The sequence below is a fragment of the Streptomyces sp. NPDC005262 genome (assembly GCF_042872425.1).
GTDB lineage: Bacteria > Actinomycetota > Actinomycetes > Streptomycetales > Streptomycetaceae > Streptomyces.
The window spans coordinates 1-5488 of record NZ_JBIAKK010000038.1; the positions used below are offsets into that span (position 1 = coordinate 1).

Sequence of the window (5488 nt, forward strand, 5' to 3'; positions counted from 1 at the left end):
CCAAATGTACTGGCACCGCGGCCCCCGTCTCACAACGGCGGGGGGGGTTTTTTTTTCCGCGCCCCCCGGGGTGGGCCCCGCCCCCCCGGGGGGGGGGGGGGGGGGCCTGGTACCCCGGCCCCACCCCGGCATATCCGCGGCGGACCGGGGCCGCGGGAACGGCGAAGTCGGGCCGCCGTCGAAGGGATTCCCACGGAGGCCCTGGCTCAGCGAGACCCAGATCGCTGGGCCGGAACGGGAGTTGAAGCGCGCCCCACCGGCCGCCTGGCCCCTCTTCGAGGACGAGGCCGGACAGTCGATGGCTCCGCCGCGTGCCAGTCCTGGGCCGGACCGGCCGGACCTCGGTCATGCGAGCGAGGAAGCGCAGGTCAGACCTCGGACGACAGGGAAGCGGGCCACGGGACGGTCGTCTCGGCCGCGACCTCGTAGTCGACACCGGGAACGTCCCAGCCGTAGAGCTGCCCGACCTGGTTGCGGAACCAACCGGTGTCCGCGCCGGTGGCAATGGTCTCGGCATCGACCTGGTCCCACGTGGCGCGGACGGCGGCCTGAACCCCGGGATTCATCTCCCAGTCGTCCAGCCGGATGCGGTCTTGGTCGTCCAGGTCGAGTTCGGTGTCACCGGCGAGCTGGTTCCACAGGGCCGCCGCTTGGTCGACGGTGGTCTGCCAGCTGTCACCGGTGACGCGGCGAAGGATGCTGGTGTAGAGCGCGATGCTCGGGATGGCGGTGGAGGCCTGGGTGACGGCCGCGCCCGCGACGACGGTGTAGGCGTGGCCTGTGTCCTTGAGCTGGGTGTTGATGACTCGGGCGCTGTCTTCCAAGTGCTGCTTGGCGGCGCCGATGGTCCCGGCCCGGTAGATGGGGGCGGTGATGTCGGATCCGACGTACGAGAGTGCGACGGTCTGGAAGCCGTCGGCGAGCAGGCCTCTGGACTGCAGGACGTCGATCCACATCTGCCAGTCGGCGCCGCCCATGACCTGCACGGTCGCATCGCGCTCGGCGTAGTCCGCGGCCTGCAGGTGCAACTCGCCGATCTGTGGGACACCGTCCTCGAACACGAGGGTCTTTGCCCGGTAGTCGGTGCCGAGCGGCTTGATGACGGAGTGGTGGACGTCGCCGGTCCGCGGGTCCGTGCGACGCGGGGCCGCGATGCTGTAGATGAGCAGGTCGACCTTCCCGAATCGGGCGGCGAGCTGGTCGGCGGCCTCGTCCTTGACCCCGTCGGAGAAGGCGTCGCCGTTGAGGAAGGTGAAGTCGGCGCCGGCCTCGGCGGCGAGTTCGGCGGTCCGCGCGGTGCGGTACCAGCCCGCGCTGGCGGTGCGGCGCTCGGTCGCGGTGGCCTCGTAGGCGATGCCGAGCCCGCGCATCCGGTGTGCGCGTAGGCCGACCAGGGTCGCGGCCAGTCCGTAGCCGGCGCTGGAGCCGATGACCAGGGCGACCGGGCCGGGCCGGTCGCCGGCAGGGTCTGGTGTCCGCTGCCACATGCGGTCGACCACTGCTTTGCAGCCGGTCGGATGGCTGTTGACGTAAAGGTAGCCGCGGTTGCCGGGCTTGATCTCGCGGAGGCTCACTCGTGGGGTCCTTCGGGTGCGGGGATCGTGCTCGCCGCGGCAGTGAGCGGTTCCATGCAGCGGCGGACGTCGTCGACGGTTTCCGGCTGGTCGGTGGCCTCGTCGCGGATGACGATGCCGAACGCGCCCTCCGGGGCGGTGACCGGGCGAGGCTGTCCATGCCCCGGGTGTCACTCCGGTTGGGCCCTGCTCACATCCTCGGTGAGCAGAGCCCAACCGGTGATGGTGATCTTCGCCAGAAGTGGCCGCAGATTCTTGTCGGTCTCCAATTCGGTCATGTCACACCGCCTGGCGGGTCTGGTCGCGGGGGGAACAGCGCCTCGGTGGGGCCCGCCACATGCTGCTGGGGGGGCGGGGGGCCGACACCCGGCTCAAGGCGGCGGCGCAGGGCCGCTCGCGCGGTGGGCTGACGAGCAAGGTGCACCTCTCGGAAGCCCGGCGCCGCCGCCCGCCGGCGTTCGTGCTCACGCCAGGGCAGGTCGTCGACCACGGCGTCGTACAGCTCTTCCAGCGCGGCCGTCGCACCGCAGTCGGCTCCGGCCGCCGACTGGCCCGCACCGCCCGGGGGGCGTTTCATCGAAGGGTGACCCGTCTGCGTATCGATGTGCACGCTCACCTGTGGACCCCGGGGTACCTGGACCGCCTCGAGCGACTGGGGAAGACCGATACCGACACCCAGCGCGGGATCGGCGCCGACGCGACCGAGGCCGATCTGGACCGCCGCTTCGCACTGATGGACCGGGCCGGCATCGACCTTCAGGTGCTCTCCGTGGCACCACAGTCCCCCCACCTGATGGGGGAACCCGACGCGGTGGCGCTGGCAGCCTCGGCCAACGAGTCGTACGCAGAGCTGGTGGCCCGTTTCCCCGGGCGCTTCCGGGCCTTCGCCGCGCTGCCCCTCCCCCATGTCGACGCGGCCCTGCGAGAGGTCGTCCACGCCCTGGACGACCTCGGTGCGGTCGGTGTCGGCGTGACCACGACCGTACTCGGGCGCACACTCGCCGACCCCCTTTTCGACCCCCTCTACGAGGAGCTCGATCGGCGCGGAGCCGTCCGCCTCGTCGACCAGGCCACGCCAGATGACGTACCCGGCCGACGGGGCGTGCGCGTGGCCGGGGGGCGGCGCAACGCACGACATGGCGGTGGCCGTACGCCGCGATCACGACTCGGCTTCAAGGTGCGGCCGTCGGTCGTCGTCGCTCACGCGGCAACGCGCGTCGCCCCCGCAGGCCTCACTCCTGCCGCAGACTCGTGACCAGCTCACGTGGCAGACCATGGGTGTCGTGGAGGTAGTGGAAGTCCTCCTCGGTCAGCCTGCCTTGGAACCGGGGTCGGGCGAGCACCTGCCGACCGCGCCCCAGGAGCCGGCGGAACCGGCGCTCCTCCTCGAGCAACACCCGGAGCACGTCGCCTGGGCGCATGTCCTGCCGGAAGTGGTCCAGGGTGTGCTGGACCAGCTCTTCCGGCAAGTCTTCGACACCACGCGAGGGATCGTCCCGCCAGAGCACGGTGAGCACCCGTCGTACAAGGCGGCGCAGCACGTAACCCCGTCCGGTGTTGGCCGGGCACACGCCCTCGCCGAGCACCACGATGGCCGAGCGCAGGTGGTCGCAGACCAGACGCAGCGAGGGTTCCTCCAAGGGCCACAGGGTCGGCAGGAGGCGGCGCCACGGGTCGAAGACGTCGCATTCGAAGACGGACGACTTGCCCTGGAGCAGTGAGGCCAGCCGCTCCAGGCCGAGTCCGGTGTCGACGTTGCGCTGGGGAAGAGGCACGAGGGAACCGTCATCCAGCCGGCGGTGGGTCATCATCACGTGGTTCCACACCTCCACCCAGCGGTCGTCGCGGGTGGGCGTTGACCTGGGTGGGCAGTCACCGCTCCACAGGAAGATCTCCGAGTCAGGACCGCACGGTCCGACCGGTCCGTTGGACCACCAGTTGTCCTCCACGGTGAGTTCGACCGGAACGCCGCGGTCCTGCCACAGCTGAAGGGAAGCGGTGTCCGGCCCGATCTGGCTGCCACCGGCATAGACGGTGGCATGCAACAGGCCGGGATCGATACCCAGGCCCTCGGTGAGCAGCCCGTACCCCCAGTCGAGACTGAGCGGGCCTTCGTAGTCGCCCAGCGACCAGGTGCCGAGCATCTCGAAGACCGTCAGGTGAGTGGCGTCGCCGACCTCCTCCAGGTCCGTGGTGCGCAGGCAGCGCTGCACGTTGACCAGCCGCCTTCCCAGTGGATGGGAGCGACCCTCCAGGTATGGCGTGAGCGGGTGCATGCCGGAGGTGGTGAAAAGCACGGGGTCGCCGGGCGGTGGCAGCAGCGTCGAGCCGACGATCCGGCGATGGGCGCGCTCTTCGAAGTACTCGATGAACGTACTGACCAGCTGTTCTGTATGCATGGGATGGCTCCTTCGCGTTACAGCGGGGGAGGCACCGGAGAACGGGACCGTTCAGTCGTCCGGCCTGGGCCAAGGGCGCCACGGCACTACCGACGGACCGTTTCCGGTCGCCGGTGGGGAGGAGAAGGTCAGACGGCGGCAACCGGCGAGCTGGTCGCTCGCGCGGTCGCGATGGTGCTCGGGCCGGTGACGTTCATACGGACGACCATAACGCGTCCCTGCCCGCTGAAGCATTCACATTTTCCACCGGGACGTCCCGAGCGACTGTCCCGTGAGTCAGAGCGGCCGGGGTGTCCCACCACCTCTGCGAGGCATCTGAGATGCCAGATGAAGCGCTCAGGTGCCAACTGGAGCGCCCAGGCATCGTCCGGGTGACTGAGCAAGCCGAATTGGCACTGCCCGCCATACGGCGTGCCTGATCGGGTGCCGCCTCGGGCGACGGTCCGGCTCTGGCTTCGTCCATGATCCGCCGGACCGGACCTGACGGTGAGGCGTTCGAAAACCGGTGGCCCTGCGCCGCCGTGCGCCACTACCGTGCTGCCGAACCGAGTTGTCTGGTCAAGGACGCGCCGTTGTACACCCTGTGAGACCTCCCGAGCGCTGATTCGTCGCGCGTCGCACCCTGTGCGACGCGCTGCTTTTTGCTGCGGACTTCTCACTGAAACCGGTGTACTTCTGTGCTCAATAACTGGGTTGTCGTGCCCACCTGCCTGCCGCTCGTTCTCCGACGTTGCCACGCGTGCGCGTCAGCGCGATTCCGGGCAGACGGTAAATTTCGCGTCAACGCAAACCACAAGCTCATCGACGCCTGGCTCCTCGTGCTCTGTACCGTTTGCGGGGAAACCGCGAAGCTCACAGTCCTGGAGCGGATGAATGTGCGCTCCATACGGCCTGAGCTGCTGGACCGGCTGCATGGCAACGACCCTGGCCTGGCAGCTGAACTGCTCCGGAATCCGGTCGTACGGCGCCGCAATCGCATCGCCCTCGACTGGGAAAGCGCCTGGCGCCTCGACACCGGCGGATCGGATCATCTGGACCGCGAGGTGATCGACGTCTCGGTCCGCTTTGCGGCGTGGATCCCTGTCCGGCCGGTGCGACTGATCGCTGAAGGTTGCGCTCTTTCGCGGGCCGAGGTGGAGAGACTGATCACGGAGGGGAAGCTCGTTTCGGCTGTCCGGCTGAACGGCAAGCTCTCCGGCAACTTCACCTTCACTCTCAAGCGCTGAGCCCTCATCAGGCCAAGGGCCTGTCCGGCAAGATGCGCCGGACAGGCCTTGGGCACTGTTTCTTGGATCTCCTGACGTAGGTGGGGTGTTGAGGCCAGGCTGGCTGCATGGGGCGTGGTGATCTGACGAATGCGGAGTGGGATCGACTGGAGTCATTCCTGCCTCGCGGTGGTGCGCGCGGGGGTCGGTGGAGCGATCACCGTCGGGTGATCAACGGGGTGCTCTACCGGGTGCGGACAGGTGTGCAGTGGCGGGATCTGCCGGAACGGTTCGGGCCGTGGGAGACGGT

At 69.1% G+C, this 5488-nt stretch carries 5 protein-coding genes and 1 pseudogene; 4 read left to right on the forward strand and 2 right to left on the reverse strand.

The features are described from left to right. Positions 1-368 precede the first annotated feature (368 nt). Positions 369-1574, reverse strand: a complete 1206-nt coding sequence (gene fabV, locus ACFYP5_RS38555) for an enoyl-[acyl-carrier-protein] reductase FabV (protein ID WP_389044710.1) — start codon at positions 1572-1574, stop codon at positions 369-371. Between the two features lie 367 nt (positions 1575-1941). Here fabV and ACFYP5_RS38560 point away from each other — a divergent pair. Both ACFYP5_RS38560 and ACFYP5_RS38565 read left to right on the forward strand, forming a co-directional pair. Continuing rightward, a pseudogene (locus ACFYP5_RS38560) lies at positions 1942-2061 on the forward strand (IS5/IS1182 family transposase); the annotation flags it as partial. Between the two features lie 117 nt (positions 2062-2178). After that, positions 2179-2829: an amidohydrolase family protein gene (locus ACFYP5_RS38565; RefSeq protein WP_389044721.1), complete on the forward strand. Its 651-nt coding sequence runs from the start codon at positions 2179-2181 to the stop codon at positions 2827-2829. Here ACFYP5_RS38565 and ACFYP5_RS38570 read toward each other — a convergent pair. Further along, complete coding sequence (locus ACFYP5_RS38570) at positions 2807-3973, reverse strand: alanine--tRNA ligase-related protein (RefSeq protein WP_389044713.1); 1167 nt, start codon at positions 3971-3973, stop codon at positions 2807-2809. The two genes, ACFYP5_RS38565 and ACFYP5_RS38570, sit on opposite strands and share 23 nt — an antisense overlap. 677 nt (positions 3974-4650) lie before the next feature. On the opposite strand from ACFYP5_RS38570, the gene ACFYP5_RS38575 reads away from it, so the two are divergent. Together ACFYP5_RS38575 and ACFYP5_RS38580 are read left to right on the forward strand one after the other, a co-directional pair. Next, on the forward strand, positions 4651-5199 hold the full coding sequence (locus tag ACFYP5_RS38575; RefSeq protein ID WP_389044716.1) for a DUF1062 domain-containing protein: 549 nt from the start codon (positions 4651-4653) through the stop codon (positions 5197-5199). Between the two features lie 107 nt (positions 5200-5306). After that, positions 5307-5488, forward strand: a 182-nt coding sequence (locus ACFYP5_RS38580) for a transposase (RefSeq protein WP_389044718.1), incomplete at its 3' end; no start/stop codon positions are given.